At 74.3% G+C, this 14,460-nt stretch carries 15 protein-coding genes; 5 read left to right on the plus strand and 10 right to left on the minus strand.

The window, feature by feature from the left end; genetic code table 11:
• Nucleotides 1–37 precede the first annotated feature (37 nt).
• The 3 genes from ACGFZP_RS14245 to ACGFZP_RS14255 all read right to left on the minus strand — a co-directional run bounded on the left by ACGFZP_RS14245 (nt 38) and on the right by ACGFZP_RS14255 (nt 2,772).
• Complete coding sequence (locus tag ACGFZP_RS14245; RefSeq protein ID WP_392932012.1) at nt 38–844, minus strand: SDR family NAD(P)-dependent oxidoreductase; 807 nt, start codon at nt 842–844, stop codon at nt 38–40.
• A gap of 92 nt (nt 845–936) precedes the next feature.
• The gene (locus ACGFZP_RS14250; RefSeq protein ID WP_392932014.1) at nt 937–1,674 is read right to left on the minus strand and encodes an MIP family channel protein; all 738 of its coding nucleotides are present in this window, start codon (nt 1,672–1,674) and stop codon (nt 937–939) included.
• Nucleotides 1,675–1,842: 168 nt separating this feature from the next.
• Nucleotides 1,843–2,772, minus strand: coding sequence for an NADP-dependent oxidoreductase (locus ACGFZP_RS14255; RefSeq protein ID WP_392932016.1), 930 nt, complete (start codon nt 2,770–2,772; stop codon nt 1,843–1,845).
• A gap of 313 nt (nt 2,773–3,085) precedes the next feature.
• Here ACGFZP_RS14255 and ACGFZP_RS14260 point away from each other — a divergent pair, with 313 nt between their 5' ends.
• Nucleotides 3,086–4,522 (plus strand): LuxR C-terminal-related transcriptional regulator, encoded by a 1,437-nt coding sequence (locus tag ACGFZP_RS14260; protein ID WP_392932018.1) that lies wholly within the window; start codon nt 3,086–3,088, stop codon nt 4,520–4,522.
• Between the two features lie 77 nt (nt 4,523–4,599).
• Here ACGFZP_RS14260 and ACGFZP_RS14265 read toward each other — a convergent pair whose 3' ends face one another.
• The gene (locus ACGFZP_RS14265; protein ID WP_392932020.1) at nt 4,600–5,091 is read right to left on the minus strand and encodes a MarR family winged helix-turn-helix transcriptional regulator; all 492 of its coding nucleotides are present in this window, start codon (nt 5,089–5,091) and stop codon (nt 4,600–4,602) included.
• A 103-nt stretch (nt 5,092–5,194) separates the two neighbouring features.
• Here ACGFZP_RS14265 and ACGFZP_RS14270 point away from each other — a divergent pair, with 103 nt between their 5' ends.
• Entirely contained in the window at nt 5,195–6,082 is an 888-nt protein-coding gene (locus tag ACGFZP_RS14270; RefSeq protein ID WP_392932022.1) for an NmrA family NAD(P)-binding protein, read from the plus strand.
• A gap of 51 nt (nt 6,083–6,133) precedes the next feature.
• Here ACGFZP_RS14270 and ACGFZP_RS14275 read toward each other — a convergent pair whose 3' ends face one another.
• Together ACGFZP_RS14275 and ACGFZP_RS14280 are read right to left on the minus strand one after the other, a co-directional pair.
• On the minus strand, nt 6,134–6,751 hold the full coding sequence (locus tag ACGFZP_RS14275) for a dihydrofolate reductase family protein (protein ID WP_392932024.1): 618 nt from the start codon (nt 6,749–6,751) through the stop codon (nt 6,134–6,136).
• Between the two features lie 131 nt (nt 6,752–6,882).
• A complete protein-coding gene (locus ACGFZP_RS14280) occupies nt 6,883–7,473 on the minus strand; it encodes a TetR/AcrR family transcriptional regulator (RefSeq protein WP_392932025.1) in 591 nt (196 codons plus the stop codon).
• Nucleotides 7,474–7,864: 391 nt separating this feature from the next.
• Between ACGFZP_RS14280 and ACGFZP_RS14285 the strand changes: the two genes are divergently transcribed.
• From ACGFZP_RS14285 to ACGFZP_RS14295, 3 genes are all read left to right on the plus strand, one after another.
• Nucleotides 7,865–9,499, plus strand: coding sequence for a hypothetical protein (locus tag ACGFZP_RS14285; RefSeq protein ID WP_392932027.1), 1,635 nt, complete (start codon nt 7,865–7,867; stop codon nt 9,497–9,499).
• 23 nt (nt 9,500–9,522) lie between these two features.
• On the plus strand, nt 9,523–10,083 hold the full coding sequence (locus ACGFZP_RS14290) for a hypothetical protein (RefSeq protein WP_392932029.1): 561 nt from the start codon (nt 9,523–9,525) through the stop codon (nt 10,081–10,083).
• A gap of 106 nt (nt 10,084–10,189) precedes the next feature.
• Nucleotides 10,190–10,978, plus strand: a complete 789-nt coding sequence (locus ACGFZP_RS14295) for a hypothetical protein (protein WP_392932031.1) — start codon at nt 10,190–10,192, stop codon at nt 10,976–10,978.
• 23 nt (nt 10,979–11,001) lie between these two features.
• Here ACGFZP_RS14295 and ACGFZP_RS14300 read toward each other — a convergent pair whose 3' ends face one another.
• From ACGFZP_RS14300 to ACGFZP_RS14315, 4 genes are all read right to left on the minus strand, one after another.
• Entirely contained in the window at nt 11,002–11,235 is a 234-nt protein-coding gene (locus ACGFZP_RS14300; RefSeq protein ID WP_392932033.1) for a hypothetical protein, read from the minus strand.
• A 194-nt stretch (nt 11,236–11,429) separates the two neighbouring features.
• A complete protein-coding gene (locus ACGFZP_RS14305) occupies nt 11,430–12,650 on the minus strand; it encodes a glycosyltransferase (RefSeq protein ID WP_392932035.1) in 1,221 nt (406 codons plus the stop codon).
• Nucleotides 12,651–12,854: 204 nt separating this feature from the next.
• Nucleotides 12,855–13,019 carry a hypothetical protein gene (locus ACGFZP_RS14310; RefSeq protein ID WP_392932036.1) on the minus strand — a complete coding sequence of 55 codons (165 nt, stop codon included), beginning with the start codon at nt 13,017–13,019 and terminating at the stop codon, nt 12,855–12,857.
• Nucleotides 13,020–13,089: 70 nt separating this feature from the next.
• Nucleotides 13,090–13,626, minus strand: coding sequence for a hypothetical protein (locus tag ACGFZP_RS14315; protein WP_392932037.1), 537 nt, complete (start codon nt 13,624–13,626; stop codon nt 13,090–13,092).
• Nucleotides 13,627–14,460: the final 834 nt, after the last annotated feature.

Consider the following 14,460-nt stretch of genomic DNA (forward strand, 5'->3'; position numbering starts at 1 on the left):
ACCCGCCCGGCCCTGCACACCACAAGTCCCGTGCCCCCTATTGCGCCAGGTACCCGCCGTCCACCGGAAGAACCACCCCGGTGATGAACGAGGCCTCGTCCGAGGCCAGGAACAGCACGGCGGCCGCCACCTCGGCCGGCGTGCCCAGCCGCCCCATCGGGTGCAGCTTCTCGATCGCCTCCAGGTACTCGGGCCCGCCCGGCTCGTCCCGCAGGCGGCCCACCCGCTCGGTGGTGATCGTCCCGGGGGCGACGGCGTTGACCCGGATCCCGCGGTCCGCCCACTCCACGGCCAGGTGCTTGGCCAACCCGGAGGCGACGAACTTCGCGGGCCCGTACACCGCCTGACCGCGCTGCCCGGCCTCACCGGAGATGGAGGACAGGCAGACGATCGCACCGCCGGAACCACCGGACCCGCCGGACCCGCCGGAACCACCAGGCCCGCCACTCATCGCCTCGACCGCATACTTGCAGGTCAGGAACATCCCGCGGCCGTCGACGGCCATCACCCGGTCCCAGTCCTCGGCCTCGGCCTCGGTGATCTCCATCAGCGGGATCACGCCCGCGTTGGCCACCAGCACGTCCAGGCGACCGTGGCGTTCGACGGCGGCCCGGATCATCCGGCGGGCGTCGTCCGGTTGCGCGACGTCGCCGACCACCGTGCTGACGGACTGCGGCAGTTGCTCCGCCAGCCGCCGCAGTCCGTCCGCGTCGATGTCCGTCGCGACGACCAGGGCGCCCTCCCGCGCGAAGCGTTCGGCCACCGCCCGGCCGATGCCGCTCGCCGCACCCGTGACCACACACGACTTGCCGGCCAGTCGCCCGGCTCCCACATCGGTTTTCACGGCGCCGACGATACCGAGTACCCGTCAGAATTCCCGGCACGACGCCGAGTTGGACGCCGCACCGGGCCTTCGAATCCCGCCCCCGGGGTCGCTCAGTGCTCGGCGGCCGCCGCCCGGACGTCCGTCGCCACCGCCTCGGCCGGCGGCAGGTTCGGCTGCGGATGCGTGAGCAGGTGCACCCCGGCCGCGAGGGCGCCGCCGACCAGCGGGGCCAGCAGGAACAGCCAGAGCTGCGACAGCGCCCCGCCGCCCGCGAACAGCGCCGGGCCCAGGCTGCGGGCCGGGTTCACGGACGTGCCGGTCAGCGGGATGCCGACCAGGTGCACGACCACCAGCGCCATCCCGATCGGCAGTCCGTCGAAGCCGGTGACGGCCAGCCGGTGGGTGACCGCGAGGACCACGTACACCAGCAGGAAGGTCAGGATCACCTCGGTCAGGAACGCACCGGCCGCGTTGATGTGCACCTGGGAGCGGTCGCCCCACCCGTTGGTGCCGAGCTTCCCGTGGGTCTGCAGGCCGGGTATCTGCCCGGCCAGCACGAGGACCAGCGCCGCGCCCGCGATCCCGCCGAGGAACTGCGCGATCCAGTACGACACCGCCGTCCGCCCGTCGATCCGGCGGGCCAGCAGGAACCCGAGCGTCACCGCCGGGTTGACATGGCAGCCGGAGATCGGCCCGAGTGCGTACGCCAGCGCGAGCAGCACGAAGCCGAAGGCCAGCGCGATGCCCACCGAGCCGATCGCCTCTCCCGCCACCACCGCGGCACCCACCGCCAGCAGTACCAGCAGCAGAGTTCCCAGAAACTCGCCGACCACCGCGCGCCTGTCCATCCAGTCCTCCTGACCGGGTCAGGTGGGCGGCGCCGCGCCGCCCACACCCGGTCAACCCTCCGTAATCGAACGAGGGAGCGCATATCGGCCGAACGGCCCAACCCCGCCAGCACTGGGGATCCACCTCCGGAATTACTCCATTCGGGTGAGGCGGATACCCCTGACGGCTCAGCCCACGACCAGCACGACCTTCCCTCGGACGTGCCCCTGCTCGCTCACCCGGTGCGCCTCCGCCGCCTCCGCCAGCGGGAGCACCCGGTGCAGCGGCAGCCGCAGTGTGCCCGCCGCGTGCAGTTCGAGCGCCGCGTCGAGCGCCGGGCGGCTGTAGTGGACGACCTCCCGGCCCCCGCTGAACCGCACCCCGTACTCGGCGGAGCCCACCCAGTCGGAGATGGTGAGCACGTTCTCCGCGCCACCGGTCAGCTCGATGGACAGCGGGAGGACCCCGCCCTGACCCGCCGCGTCCAGGGCCCGGTCGACCCCCTCGGGAGCGGCGGCCCGCACCCGCTCGGCGAGCCCGTCACCGTACGTCACCGGGATCGCGCCCAGCTCACGCAGCCGGGCGTGGTTGGCCTCGCTCGCCGTGCCGATCACCCGGATCCCCCGCGCGCGGGCGAACTGCAGCAGCACCGTGCCGACCCCGCCCGCCGCGCCGTGCACCAGCAGCGTCTGCCCGCTCTGCACGCCCAGCAGGTCCAGCGCCCGCCAGGCCGTCTCGGCGGCCACCGGTATCGCGGCGGCCTCCTCCCAGCTCAGCGTGGCCGGCCGGCGGGCCAGCTCGGTGGTGCCCAGCAACGCGTGTTCGGCGTACGCGCCGGCGACGGTCCGGCCGAACACCTCCTCGCCCGGCCGCACGTCCGTGACGCCCTCGCCGACCGCCTCGACCACGCCCGCCGCCTCGTACCCCGGCACATAGGGGAACTCCACCGGGATCAGCGCGGTCATCCCACCGCTGCGCACCTTGTGGTCCACCGGGTTGACACCCACCGTGCGGACGGCGATCCGCACCTGGCCGGGGCCGGGGGCGGGCAGGTCGATCACGATCGGGTGCAGCACGTCCGCGCTGCCGTACCCGGTGTAGCCGATGGCCTTCGTCATGAATCCCACAGTCCTTTGCTCGTCGGGGAGTTCGCTTCCTTGACGTCTCCAGCCTGGCGTCCGCACGGCCGGCCACCGGCTGCCCGTTCGGCCGGTTCGACCTGGCCGAACGGCCAGGGCTGCGTGCGAACCGCCCGGCTGGCCTCTCTTTCGGGTCACGTCGGATCAGGGGGCGGCGTTGGCGTGCGTGCATCGGCGGTGCGGAGGAGGGAGTCCATGCGGTGGGGGCACCTCCCGGCCGAAGGCCGGGGGCGTGCGTGCTCCGGCGTCACCACCCGGCGAGGTCCGAAAGAGAGGCCCTAGGCTGAAGGGCATGGCGGATGACCGGGGGGATCGCATGGCGGACGGCACAACGGCAGGGACGGCACCCGGCGCCGGGCTCCCCCTCCCCGGCTGGGCAGGCCCCGAGGACGCGCTGGCGCGGGCGGTGGAGGTGCTGCGGGCGCCGCGGCCCGCCATCATGCGGCGGCTCTCCGAGGTGCTCGCCGACCTCGTCCCGCACACCGCGATCGCCCAGCTCAGCGGCGTCTGCACGCACTCCCCCACGGGCTCGTACGGCCGCGCCGACGCGACCGGGCGGATCACCAGCCTGGAGCTGGGCCGGTTGGCGGAGTCGGTCCGGCCGGGGCGGCCCTGGCAGGGCGAGGCGGTGCTGGCCGGCTCCACCCGCCCGGCCGTCGCCGTCTCGGCGGCGCCCGCGGGTACCAACGGCGCGCTGCTCGTCCTGGTCCGGGCGGCCGACGGGCCGCTGCCCGAGTCGGCGCTCGCCGTCCTCCAGCAGCTGTGGGAGCTGGTCACCGCCCACACTCACCACCGCGCCACCGACGCCGCGCCGCAGCACGCGGTCGCCTCCCGCGCCTCGGCGATGGCCCGGGCCCGGGCGATCGCCGAACTGACGGGCACACACGCCTCGGCGCTGTCCGCGATCCTCGCCACCCTGCGCTCCGCCGCGCTGGACGACGCCGCCGCCCGCAACAGCGCCACCGAGCTCGCCGTCTCGTCCCTGCTGGAGCTGCGGGCCGGCGCCGACCTCGACCGGGAGTTGAGCGAGGAGCCCGTTGACACCGCGTTCGCCCGCCTCGCCGACGAGCTGCGCCCGCTGCTGCGGCACGGCCCCGTCCGGCTCGACCTGCTGCCGCCCGCGGCGGCCGGGACCACCGCAACCGTCGCCGCAACCGCAACCACAACCACGGTCACCAGGACGGGATCCGGCACCCCGCGGATCCCCGCCGACATCGCGCACACCGCCCGGGCGGCCGTCCGCTCCACCGTCCTGGCCATGCTGGAGCAGGACAACCTGAGCCGCCTACACGTGAGTTGGCAGCTGGTGGCGGACACCCTGCGCGCGGTGGTGCGCGACGACGGACCAGGCCTACTCGCCGTCGAGGCGCTCGCCGTGCACCGGACGGCGGACCGGGTCACCGCACTGGAGGGCCGGCTGACCGTGGACGCCGTCCCCGGCTGGGGCACCACCGTCACCGTCGACCTGCCGCTCAACGCGCCGGGCGTACCGGTCTCCGCCGACCCCCTGGACGGTCTTCAGCCAAGGGAGTTGGAGGTCCTCGACCAGCTCGCCCAGGGCCGCCGCAACCGGGAAATCGCCCTCGCCCTGCACATCAGCGAGTCCACGGTGAAGTTCCATGTCGCCAACATCCTGGCCAAGTTGGGCGTCGCCTCACGCGGCGAGGCGGCCGCGCTCGCCCATCGCGCGGGGCTGCCGACCGCCGCCACGCTCTACGCGGCGTCCTGACGCCCGAAGCAGGCACCACCCGGGGAGCCGGGAACCCGCACCCCGCCCCTCGGGCCCGTCCGCCCCCCGCCGACGGGTCAGCCGGTCGGCCGTGACGAGCCGACCGTCCCCGGAGACTCGGCCAGCCGGGCCATCTGGCGGCGGCCCAGCTCGACGGTGCGGCGCATGTGCCGCAGCAGGACGGCGAGGTCGGCCTCGTCGTCCTCCCGGAACATCTCCTCCCAGTCGGCACCCAGATCCCGCCAGACGGCACCGAACCGCTCCAGCGCCTCGGGCACCACCTCGACCAGGACGCGTCGGCGGTCCCGGTCGTCCCGCCGCCGGGTGACCAGGCCGGCCTTCTCCAGCCGGTCGACCAGCCTGGTCGCCGAGCCGCTGGTCAGGCCGGTCATGTCGGCGATCCGCCCGGTGGTGACCGGCCCGCCTTCGAGGCCGAGGAGGTTGAGGCACTGCAGGTCGGTGGGGTGCATGCCGAGGTGGTCGGCGACGGCCTGGTTGAAGAGGACGTACGAGGCGAGGTAGCGGCGGGATTCGGGCCACAGCTGCGCCAGCAGGTCGTCACGTGCCATGGGCGGGGCCTCGCTCCCTCGGTGTCTCCGTTGTACTCACACCCTATACGGTCTCGAATTAAACAGTTGCGCCACGCAGGCAATCCCGTCTACATTTATCTGCATGACGCAGATATCAACGATCTCCCCCGCCCCGGTCGCCGTCACCGGAGCCACCGGCGCCCAGGGCGGCGCCACCGCCCGCGCACTGCTGCGCCTCGGCCTCCCGGTCCGCGCCCTCACCCGCGACCCCGCCGGACCGGCCGCCGCCGCCCTGCACGCGCTCGGCGCCGAGGTCGTCCGGGCGGACTTCGACGACCCCGCCTCGCTGGCCGCCGCCCTCGGCGGCGCCGGAGCACTGTTCGCGATGTCCACGCCGTTCGGCAGCGACCTCGACACCGAGGTCCGCCAGGGCGAGGCCCTGCTCGACGCGGCCGCGGCCGGCGGGGTGCGGCACATCGTCCTCACCTCGGCCACCAACGCCGACCGGTCGACGGGCATCCCGCACTTCGAGACCAAGTGGCGGCTGGAGCAGCACCTGGCCGCCCTCGACGTGCCGTGGACGGTGATCGGCCCCGGCGCCTTCATGGAGAACTACGCCAACGGGTGGACCCTGCGGTCGCTGCGCGAAGGCGTCCTCCACCTGCCGATGCCGGCCGACCGGCCGATGCCGCTCATCGCCGCCGCCGACATCGGCGCCTTCGCCGCCCTTGCGCTGTCCCGCCCCGAGGAGTTCGCCGGACGGCGGATCGACATCGCCTCCCAGTGGCGCACCCCCGAGCAGATCGCGGCCGCCATCTGCGCGGCGAGCGGCCGCGACATCCGCTTCGAGGAGGTGCCGCTGTCCGTCGTCGCCGGCTACTCGGAGGACCTGGCCGCGATGTTCCGCTACTTCCAGGAGACCGGCCTGGACGTGGACGTCGACGCCCTGCACGCGCGGTACCCGGAGACCGGCTGGCACACCGTCGAGGCCTGGGCCGCCGAGCAGTCCTGGGACCTCGGCCCCGCGTAACAGGACCGGGGCGAGGCCCTCGGGCGGGAACCCCGCGCGTGCCCCCCGCCGCTACCGGTCGGCGGACTGCGGAGTGCCGGCGCCCCGCTCATAGGTGAGGAAGACCGCGCCGCCGTCGAGGACGGTGTGGCCGGCGAGCTCCCAGGCGCTGGGCGCGAAGTCCGCGGCCCGCCCGAACAGGGGTATACCCGAACCGATGCTCAGCGGGCTGAACTTGACGATCAGCCGGTCGATCTCGCCGTACAGCGCACCGGCCAGCTCGCCGCCGCCGACCAGCCAGATGTCCTTGCCCTCCTCCTCCTTCAGCGCCCGCACCCGCGCCACCGGGTCGCCGGCCACGAGCTCGACGCCGGCGTCCGGGCTCCCGGCGAGCGTCCGGGAGAAGACCAGGTGCCTGAGGTGGGGGTAGGCGTCGGTCACGCCGGCCGCGAGGCCGACCTCATAGCTCTTGCGGCCTTCGACCACCGTGTCGAAACGGGTGCCTTCGGCGGTGACGCCGAGCGCGGCCCGGGCCGGGCCGGGCAGGGTCTCGGGGTACTCCTCGATCAGGTACTGGATGTAGTCCCCGGAGGGGGACCAGAAGCCGCCGGGGCCGGTGGGGTCGGAGCCGTCCGGCCCGGCGATGAAGCCGTCGAGCGTTGAGGCGATGAAGTAGACCAGCTTGCGCAAGTAATGTCCTTCCGGGGATCGGTCGTCGGACCGTGGTGAGAGGTGTGCGGCCCGGATCCGGGCGCCACCGGGGTGCTACGTGGTGGGTACTACGCGGCGGGTGCTACCTGGCGGGTGCTACTTGGTCGGTGCTACTCGGCGGTGGTGGGGAACGGGCCGACGATGCGCTCCACCGCCTGCGCGACCAGTTCGTCGCGCTCGGCGTCCGTGAGGACGTCCGGCAGGGTGAGCTGCTCGACGACCAGCCAGTTCATGGCCAGGTACATCAACAGGACGGCGGTCGCGCCGCCCGGCAGGCCGGCGGCCTCGTGCCGGGCGACGTTCTCGTCGATGTCGGAGCGGACCCGCTCGGTGAGCAGCGTCCGCAGCTCCGGCCTCCTGGTGGCCTCCAACCGCAGCTCCAGCAGCGCCAGGTACCCGGACCGGAAGGCCGAGACCCTGTCGACGCTCCCCCGCAGCATCGCGCCGTACGAGGCGGCGTCCAGGGCCTGGTCGAACATCTCGGTGATCGCGCCCTCTTCGGGCCTGAGCTGCTCGTAGACGCGGGCGCCGGCCTGGACGAGCAGGTCGTCGCGATTGCGGAAGTAGTTGGACGCGGTGCCGATCGGGACCGCCGCCTCCTTGTCGACGGCGCGCAGGGTCAGACCGCGCGCGCCGTCCCGGGCGAGGACCTCGATGGCGCCGTCGAGCAGCGCGGCCCGCCGGGCCGGATTCTGCCGCATCCCGCTCTCCCTCCTCGTACTGAAGTGCGCCAAGCAAACCACTGCAATCGAAGTACGTCAAGTGCAGTGGTAAGCCAGGCGGCACCCAGCGGAGGCACCGGCCGTCCGCCCCCGCGAGGGGCGGGCGGCCGTCGGTTTCTGCGGCCGGTTGGTCAAAGGATGGCCAGGACGCGCCAAGAGCCCCATACTCGAAGGGAGTTGGCCCTAGCCACCGGGGGGGTGGATGGCGATCCCATCCGGCGGGTCCGACGCGGCCCCGCCGCCGCTCCGGCCTGCGGCCCATCCTCCGCCGCCCACGAGGCCGCCCACGGGTCCGCCCACGGGGCCGCCGACGAGACCTCCCAGCAGGCCGCATGCCGCGTCGGAGGCCACCCGGCTGCTGTGTGCGGGCGTGTATCTCGACCCCGAGTACCGGCGGCGCGTCATCAGCGAGCTGGTGGAGCACGGGAACCGTACGGTTGCGCCGTCCCTCGGGTTCGACCTCGTACCGGTCCTGGCGCACGCGCTGCGGGCACGGGCGGCCGAGATCCGGACGGGAGCGGTGCTCCTGGCCGTCTGGGTGGCGTTCCTGCTCGCCCCCATGCTGCTGCCGCCGGTCCGCCCCGGGTCGACGCCGCTGCAGCAGTTGGAGCGGTCGGTCGCCGAGTCGCTGTCCGTCGACCACCTGCCGGTCTCCTCCTTCGCGTTCCTCTTCGCGCTGGTCTGCCTGCTGTCCTGGTACGGGAAGACGCCCGCCCAACGGGACCGGGCCCTCTACCCGGTCACCGTCGCCGCGCCCGGATCGGACCTGCCCCGGTCGTCGTGGACCGAGGCCTTCGCCGTGCTCGCCGGACTGGCGCAACTCGGCTACCTGTTCCTCGCCCTGACCGCGCTGCCCTCCGGGCACGTCGACGGGGTGGTCTTCCCGGTGCTGCTGAGCATCCCGGTCTGGGTCCACCGCCGCGTGGTCGCCCGGACCATCCGCCACGACCTGGGCCGCACGACGTTCCCGACCAGGCCGCGCGCCGAGCTGCCGGCCTCGCCCCGCTACCGCGCCGTCGGCGCCGCGATCGACCACGAGCAGTTCTCCCAGCTGACGGTGTACGACTCGGCCCACCCGTTCCTCGGCGCGGGCAAGCCGTACCAGCCGTGGTCCTTCGCCCTGGAGCTCAAGCGCGCCCGGGGTGCGCCTGAGTCCGGTCCCAAGCCGGCGCCGGCACCGTCCGCGGCGGACCAGGAGCTCACCGCCCGGGCGGTCCTGGACCTCATCGTGCCGCGGCTGGAGGCGCTGCGGCGCTCGGCGGCCGACACCAGCCGGGACCGGCTGAAGGACCTGGAGATCGAGGAGTTCGTCTACCTGCCCGTCGGCCCGCGCCGCGAGGACGTGCTGCGCGACCCGGCCTCCGTCGCCGCCCACCTGCAGCACGCGGTGAACGAGGGCGCGGAGCGGCGCCGGCACTTCCTGCGGATCAGGGTCGGCGCCTGGGACGAGCACGTCGTGCTGTCGGTCCTGATCCGCGTGCACACCCAGGGCCGGCTGCTGGTCCTGGAGGTCGTGCCGCACGTCCTGAACCCGATCCGGGCCGACTACGCGCGGCTGGCCGACGCCGTCGCCCAGGGCGACCACGCGGGCGTCGCCGGGGCAGGGCGCTCGGCGGTCTCCGCGGCCGTGGCCGGTCCGGCCGCGATCCGGGCGCTGCTGCGGCTCGGCGGCGGGCGGCCGTTCGGGTCGCTCGGGCCGGCCGCCGGCCCCGCCGTCTCGCTGCGGGAGCTCGCCGCCGCCCCGACCGTCTCGCTCTTCCAGGAGCTGGACATCAGCCGGTACGTGAAGACGATCCAGGAGCGGATCATCGACGGCGTGCGCGACTCGCTGCGCAACGAGGGCTACGAGACCGGCCGTTTCGAGCAGTACATCGTGCAGGTCCACGACGGCGGGGTCTACATCGGGGCGATGAGCGGCGGCGCCGTCGCGACCGGGTCGGGAGCCTCGGCCCGGCACAGCTCCTCGCCCCGCCCCCGCGGTACCGCAGGAGGCGGGACGACATGACGACACACCACCAAGGGGGCCCGGTGACCGGGAAAGACGACGACGAGCAGCAGGCGCCGGGCACGCGGAGCGGCACCCCGCAGGTGTCCGGCGGCATCACCGCCAACCACGTCACGGGCGGGGCGATCGCGGTCGGCGACGGAGCCGTCGCGGAGGACCGGTCCCACCGGACCGGCCAGACGCCCCCGCCGCCGGCGCCGGCAGGCTGGCCCGAGGGCCGGACGCCCGCCCCGGTGCCCGGCAGCGTCATCGTCAACACCCTGCGGGACACCCCGGTCGCCGTCGGCCGGAACGCGCGGGCCGTCAACGACTCCGTACAGGTCGGCGCCGAGATGCTGGAGCTGCTGCGCGCGGTCACGACCCTGCGCAGCCACCTGCCGGTGCTCGCCCGGACCGAGGGCGACGACATCGACGAGGTGGACCAGCGGCTCGCCGAGGTGCAGACGGCGATCGAGCAGACCGGCCGGGTGGAACCCGGGCGACTCGACCGGCTGCGGAGCCTGCTGACCGGATCGGTCACGGCGGTGTCCGGCCTCGCCTCGACCCTCACCGTCATCCAGGCGATCACCCAGCTGCTCGGCTGAGGCGCCGACGGGGACACCGGGGGCACACGGACCACACGGACCACACGGGACACAGGAACGCAGGGGACGCAGGGGACGCAGGGGACGCCGGGACACGGGGGACGCAGTGGCGGAATGGGACGCGGAACGCCAGCAGTGGGTGACCGGGCCGCCCGCGCACCCGCCGGGCGCCGCCGCGCCCCCTCCCGGTGGGGCCCGCGCCCGCCCGGCCCTCCTGGCGGCGGCCGCCGTGGCGCTCTGCGCCGCGCTCGCGGGCGGCGGCTGGCTGCTGCTGCACCGCGGCTCCGGGGACGGCCCCGCGACGACCACCCTCTCGGACGGCCCGGCCGCCCCTGCCGTCAGCTCCGCCGCCGGATCGGCCCCGACCCGGCCCGACCCGGTGCCGGCGCAGCCCGCCCCGACACCGGCGCAACCCGCCGCGACGCCGACACCGACGGCCGACCCCACCCCGCCCTTCTCCCTCGTCCGGGACCCCGCCGGATTCACCCTCGCCGTGCCCCAGGGCTGGCAGCGCAGCGGCGAGGGGAAGTCCGTCCTGTACAAGTCCGCCGACGGCGCCCGCCTCGTCCAGGTCATCACCATGGCCGAGCGGACCCCGTACGCGGCCGTCGCCGCCACGGACGCCGACCTGGCCAAGAACACGGTGAGGTACCCGGGTTACCGCAGGATCCGACTGGAGGAGACCGCCGGCGGCGCCGAGCTCGAGTACTCCTACGACTCGGCCGAGTACGGTACCCGCCGCGCCGTCGACCACGCCCTCACCGCCTTCGACGGCACCGTGTACGCGCTGCTGGTGGCGGGGCCGCCCGACGACTGGCCGGCACTCCAGCACGTCCACCGGACGGTGCTGGGCTCGTTCTGCGTCGCCGACCACTGCCCGGCCACCGGCGGTTGATCACGCCGGGAGCCCGGCGGCGCTCACCCGCGCCGCCCTCCCCAGCGGCGCTCGCGGTAGCGGTCGCACGGGCAGGTCCTCCCGTTCGGGGACAGCTCGCCGACGTCGAAGTCCTCCCCGCCGCACGGGCCCGTGCCGTCCTCGTGCTCGGTGCGCTGGTGCTTGCAGTCCCGGCACCAGGTGGTCGGCGCGCCGAGCACGAAGAGGAGGCACACCAGCACGAACGACCCGATGACCAGCACCGGAAGGACCGCCATCGGACCAGCTCCCTCCGGCCGCGCCGCCGTCCCGGGCCGTCCCCCGGGTCGGCGCCGGAACTCCGAGCGCACCGCCGTGCGATGCGGGTGCCGCACTTCTGGCCTACAACGCGCAGGACCAGGCCCGGAGTTCCGCCCCCGGCCCGACGGCCGCGGCCGGTTCACCCGGCCGTCGGCGGCCGCCAGGGCAGGCCCTACCGGTCGACGGCGTCGAGCAGCAGCTCCGCGGCCACCGCCGCCCCGTCGGTGCGGAACGCGCCCGCCACGGCGCTCGCCCGGTCGCGGGTCTCGGGGGTCAGCGCCGCCTTGAGCGCGGCCGACAGGGACTCGACGGTCGGTGTCGGACCGTCGTGGGCCGCGCCGATGCCCAGGTCGGCCACGCGGCCGGCGAAGTACGGCTGGTCCGCCCCCTGGGGGACCACCACCTGGGGCGCGCCGGCCCAGGTGGCCGTCGTCGTGGTGCCCGCGCCGCCGTGGTGCACGACGGCCGCCACCCGGCGGAACAGCGCCTGGTGGTTGACCTCGCCGACGACGAAGCAGTCGTCCTGGTCACCGGCCAGCGCCAGGTCGGCCCAGCCCCGGGAGACGACGGCGCGGCGGCCCTGAGCGCGGATCGCCTCGACGACCACCCGGGCGACCTCCTGCGGATCGCGCATGGGAATGCTGCCGAAGCCCACGTACACCGGGGCCGGACCGGCCTCCAGGAACGCCACCAGGTCGGCAGGGAGCGGGCGTTCGTCCGGCAGGACCCACGCGCCGGTCTGCAGCACGTCGAGCTCCGCCGGCTGCTGCCAGGGGGCCAGCACCGGGTCGGTGGCCAGCCACGGCCGGTCGGTGAACGCGTAGTCGCGGACGTTGTCCACCGGCGGCAGGCCGACCGACGCCCGGTGGGTGTTGACCGCCTCGCCGAACACCTCCTGCGCGTCCCGGACGTCCTGGTCCCACAGCACCCGGTTGTCGGTCACGTCCGGGGCGAGCGGCCGGCCCGGCCGCGGCATCGGCGGGTGGTGCGGCGACGGCAGGCTGACCGGCTGGTAACTCGCGTACACGTAGCGGACTCCCAGCTTCTCGGCGGCCGCCCGCACACCGGCCACGGCCGGCACCAGGCCGGTTGCGAGCAGCACGTCGCACCCCTGGGCCGCCTCGATGGCCTTGTCGTAGAACGCGGCGGTCAACTCGGCCGCGCGCCGGGGCACCCCGCCCGGCGACGGCGGAGTCCGCCCGGTCACCAGGTCGCGCACCGACGCACCGGTCGCCACCATCTCGACGCCGACTCCGGCCAGTCGCTTCGCGAACTCCTCGTCCGGCGGCGCGCACACCCGCACCTCGGCGCCGAGCTCCCGCAGCCGCACCGCGAGTCCGACCAGCGGCTCGACGCCCCCGCGCGAATCATAGGCCGACAGCAACACGCGCATCTTGTACTCCCGTTTCCCCGAACCACAGCTTCGAGCGGTGATTCTGCGCCATCGGCAGGGCCTTGCCGCAAGCCCCCTGGTGGGCTATAAGTTGAGAGTGGAAAGGAGTGGGTACTCCCCCTTTCCCCCTGACGCCCCGGCAGGCGGACCAGCTCCTCACCGGTATCGCGGCGGCCGGAGGATCCGGGCCCGCGCCGCCGCTCGCTAGAACTCCCCCGCCACGCCCAGGTCCTGACGCATCGCGTGCCGCATGACCTTGATCAGCGACCACAGTTCCCGCTGCGCGTCCCCCGCCGAGTGCAGGGTCTCGCCGGGGCCGCGGGTCCCCGCCACGCCGGTCACCGCGATCGCCACCGCCGCCATGTCCATCGGATCATCCTAGAGTCCGACGGACCGTCGGAGCCGCGGACCGGCGGACCGGCGGCCGTCCGCGCGCGGTTCAGTCGTCGGCGGCGACCAGGAGGGTGAGCACGCCCATCCGGCGGTCGATGAGCACCAGTTCGTGGAACTCGGTGTGGATCGGACCGTAGTCATGGCGTGCTTCCTCGGGCAGTTCGCCGAGGAGGTAGCGGCTGGTGGCGTTGCGGATCGGGGTGTAGATGTCCGCGGTCAGCCGCACGTCGAGGCCGGTGGGGGTGGAGGTGCCGTTGGCGACCCAGCCGCGGATGAGTCTGGCGGCCCGCGGGGCGTCGACCGCCTCGTACGCGGCCGGGGTGATGCGGTCGGACCACCACTGGCCGTGGCGCGGCTCGGTCCAGATGCCGGCGCCGTCGTAGGTGTCGCGGAACTCCGGGTGGGCGATCAGGGCCGCCAGCAGGCCCCGGTCGCCGGGCGGGTCTCCCGGGAGGTGGAAGCGCTTGATGTCCACCCAGCGGTAGCCGTGTCCCTCGCCGTCCGGGAAGGCGAAGTCCCGGAAGTTGATGAAGGGGCTGTCCCACAAGGTCAGAACATCTTGACGCCGCATGGGGATCAGCATCGCTGATCACTCTGCGTATTGGCTGCCGGGGACACAAATTGCGCAGGTGCCACGGAGTGGGAAGTCGGACCCGCCGACTTCCCACTCCCGCGGCCTTCCCGCCGAGGCGGTGGCCGCCGGAGAGCTGCCGAATCGTTCCTGCCAGTGCTGCGCGAGTGGCCCACCGGGCGGACACACACTGTTCGCATTCGATCGGGACGGGATTCCTCGGGGCTCCCCTCCTCGCACCCACCCCTTGGAGGAACAGGTGAAACGCACCGGAGCACCCGCCGCAGTGATCACCCTCGTCGCCCTGAGTGGCGGCGGCGCCAGGGCGGTGGCCACTCCCCCGCCTCGGCGGTGACACCCGCCCGGACACACGGCCGCGGCCACACCGGCGCCCCGCAGGAGGACCCGGAGTGCGCGGAGTGGGAAGTCGGCTGGTCCGACTTCCCACTCCGTCTTCAGGGGGCGGGGTCGGGGCGGTGGCGCTGCGGGGGGCGGGCGCCGGCGGGGAGGCGTGGCGGGGGTGGAGAGGGCAGGCCCAGAAGGTGAGAGCGAGCAGAAGGGCGAGCGGGAGGAGGGTGAGCGCTGCGGCGCGGGTCGCGGGGCGGTCAGGCGGCATCGGCGCGCGGGAGGTCCGGTTCGGCCCAGACGGTCTTGGCGTTGGGGTGGCGGGGAATGGTGCCCCAGCGGTCGGCCAGGTGGTCGATGAGGGTGAGGCCGCGCCCGGTCTGGGAGTCGGGGGCACGGGAGGCGGGGAGGGCGGGAGGCGGTCGCCGCGCGCGTCGGAGATCTCGATGCGCAGCACGGTGCCGGTCCCGGGGGTGAGGGCGAGCGCGAGCTCGAAGTTGC

Origin of the sequence: Kitasatospora sp. NPDC048239 (genome assembly GCF_043202015.1) — a bacterium.
Taxonomy (GTDB): domain Bacteria; phylum Actinomycetota; class Actinomycetes; order Streptomycetales; family Streptomycetaceae; genus Kitasatospora.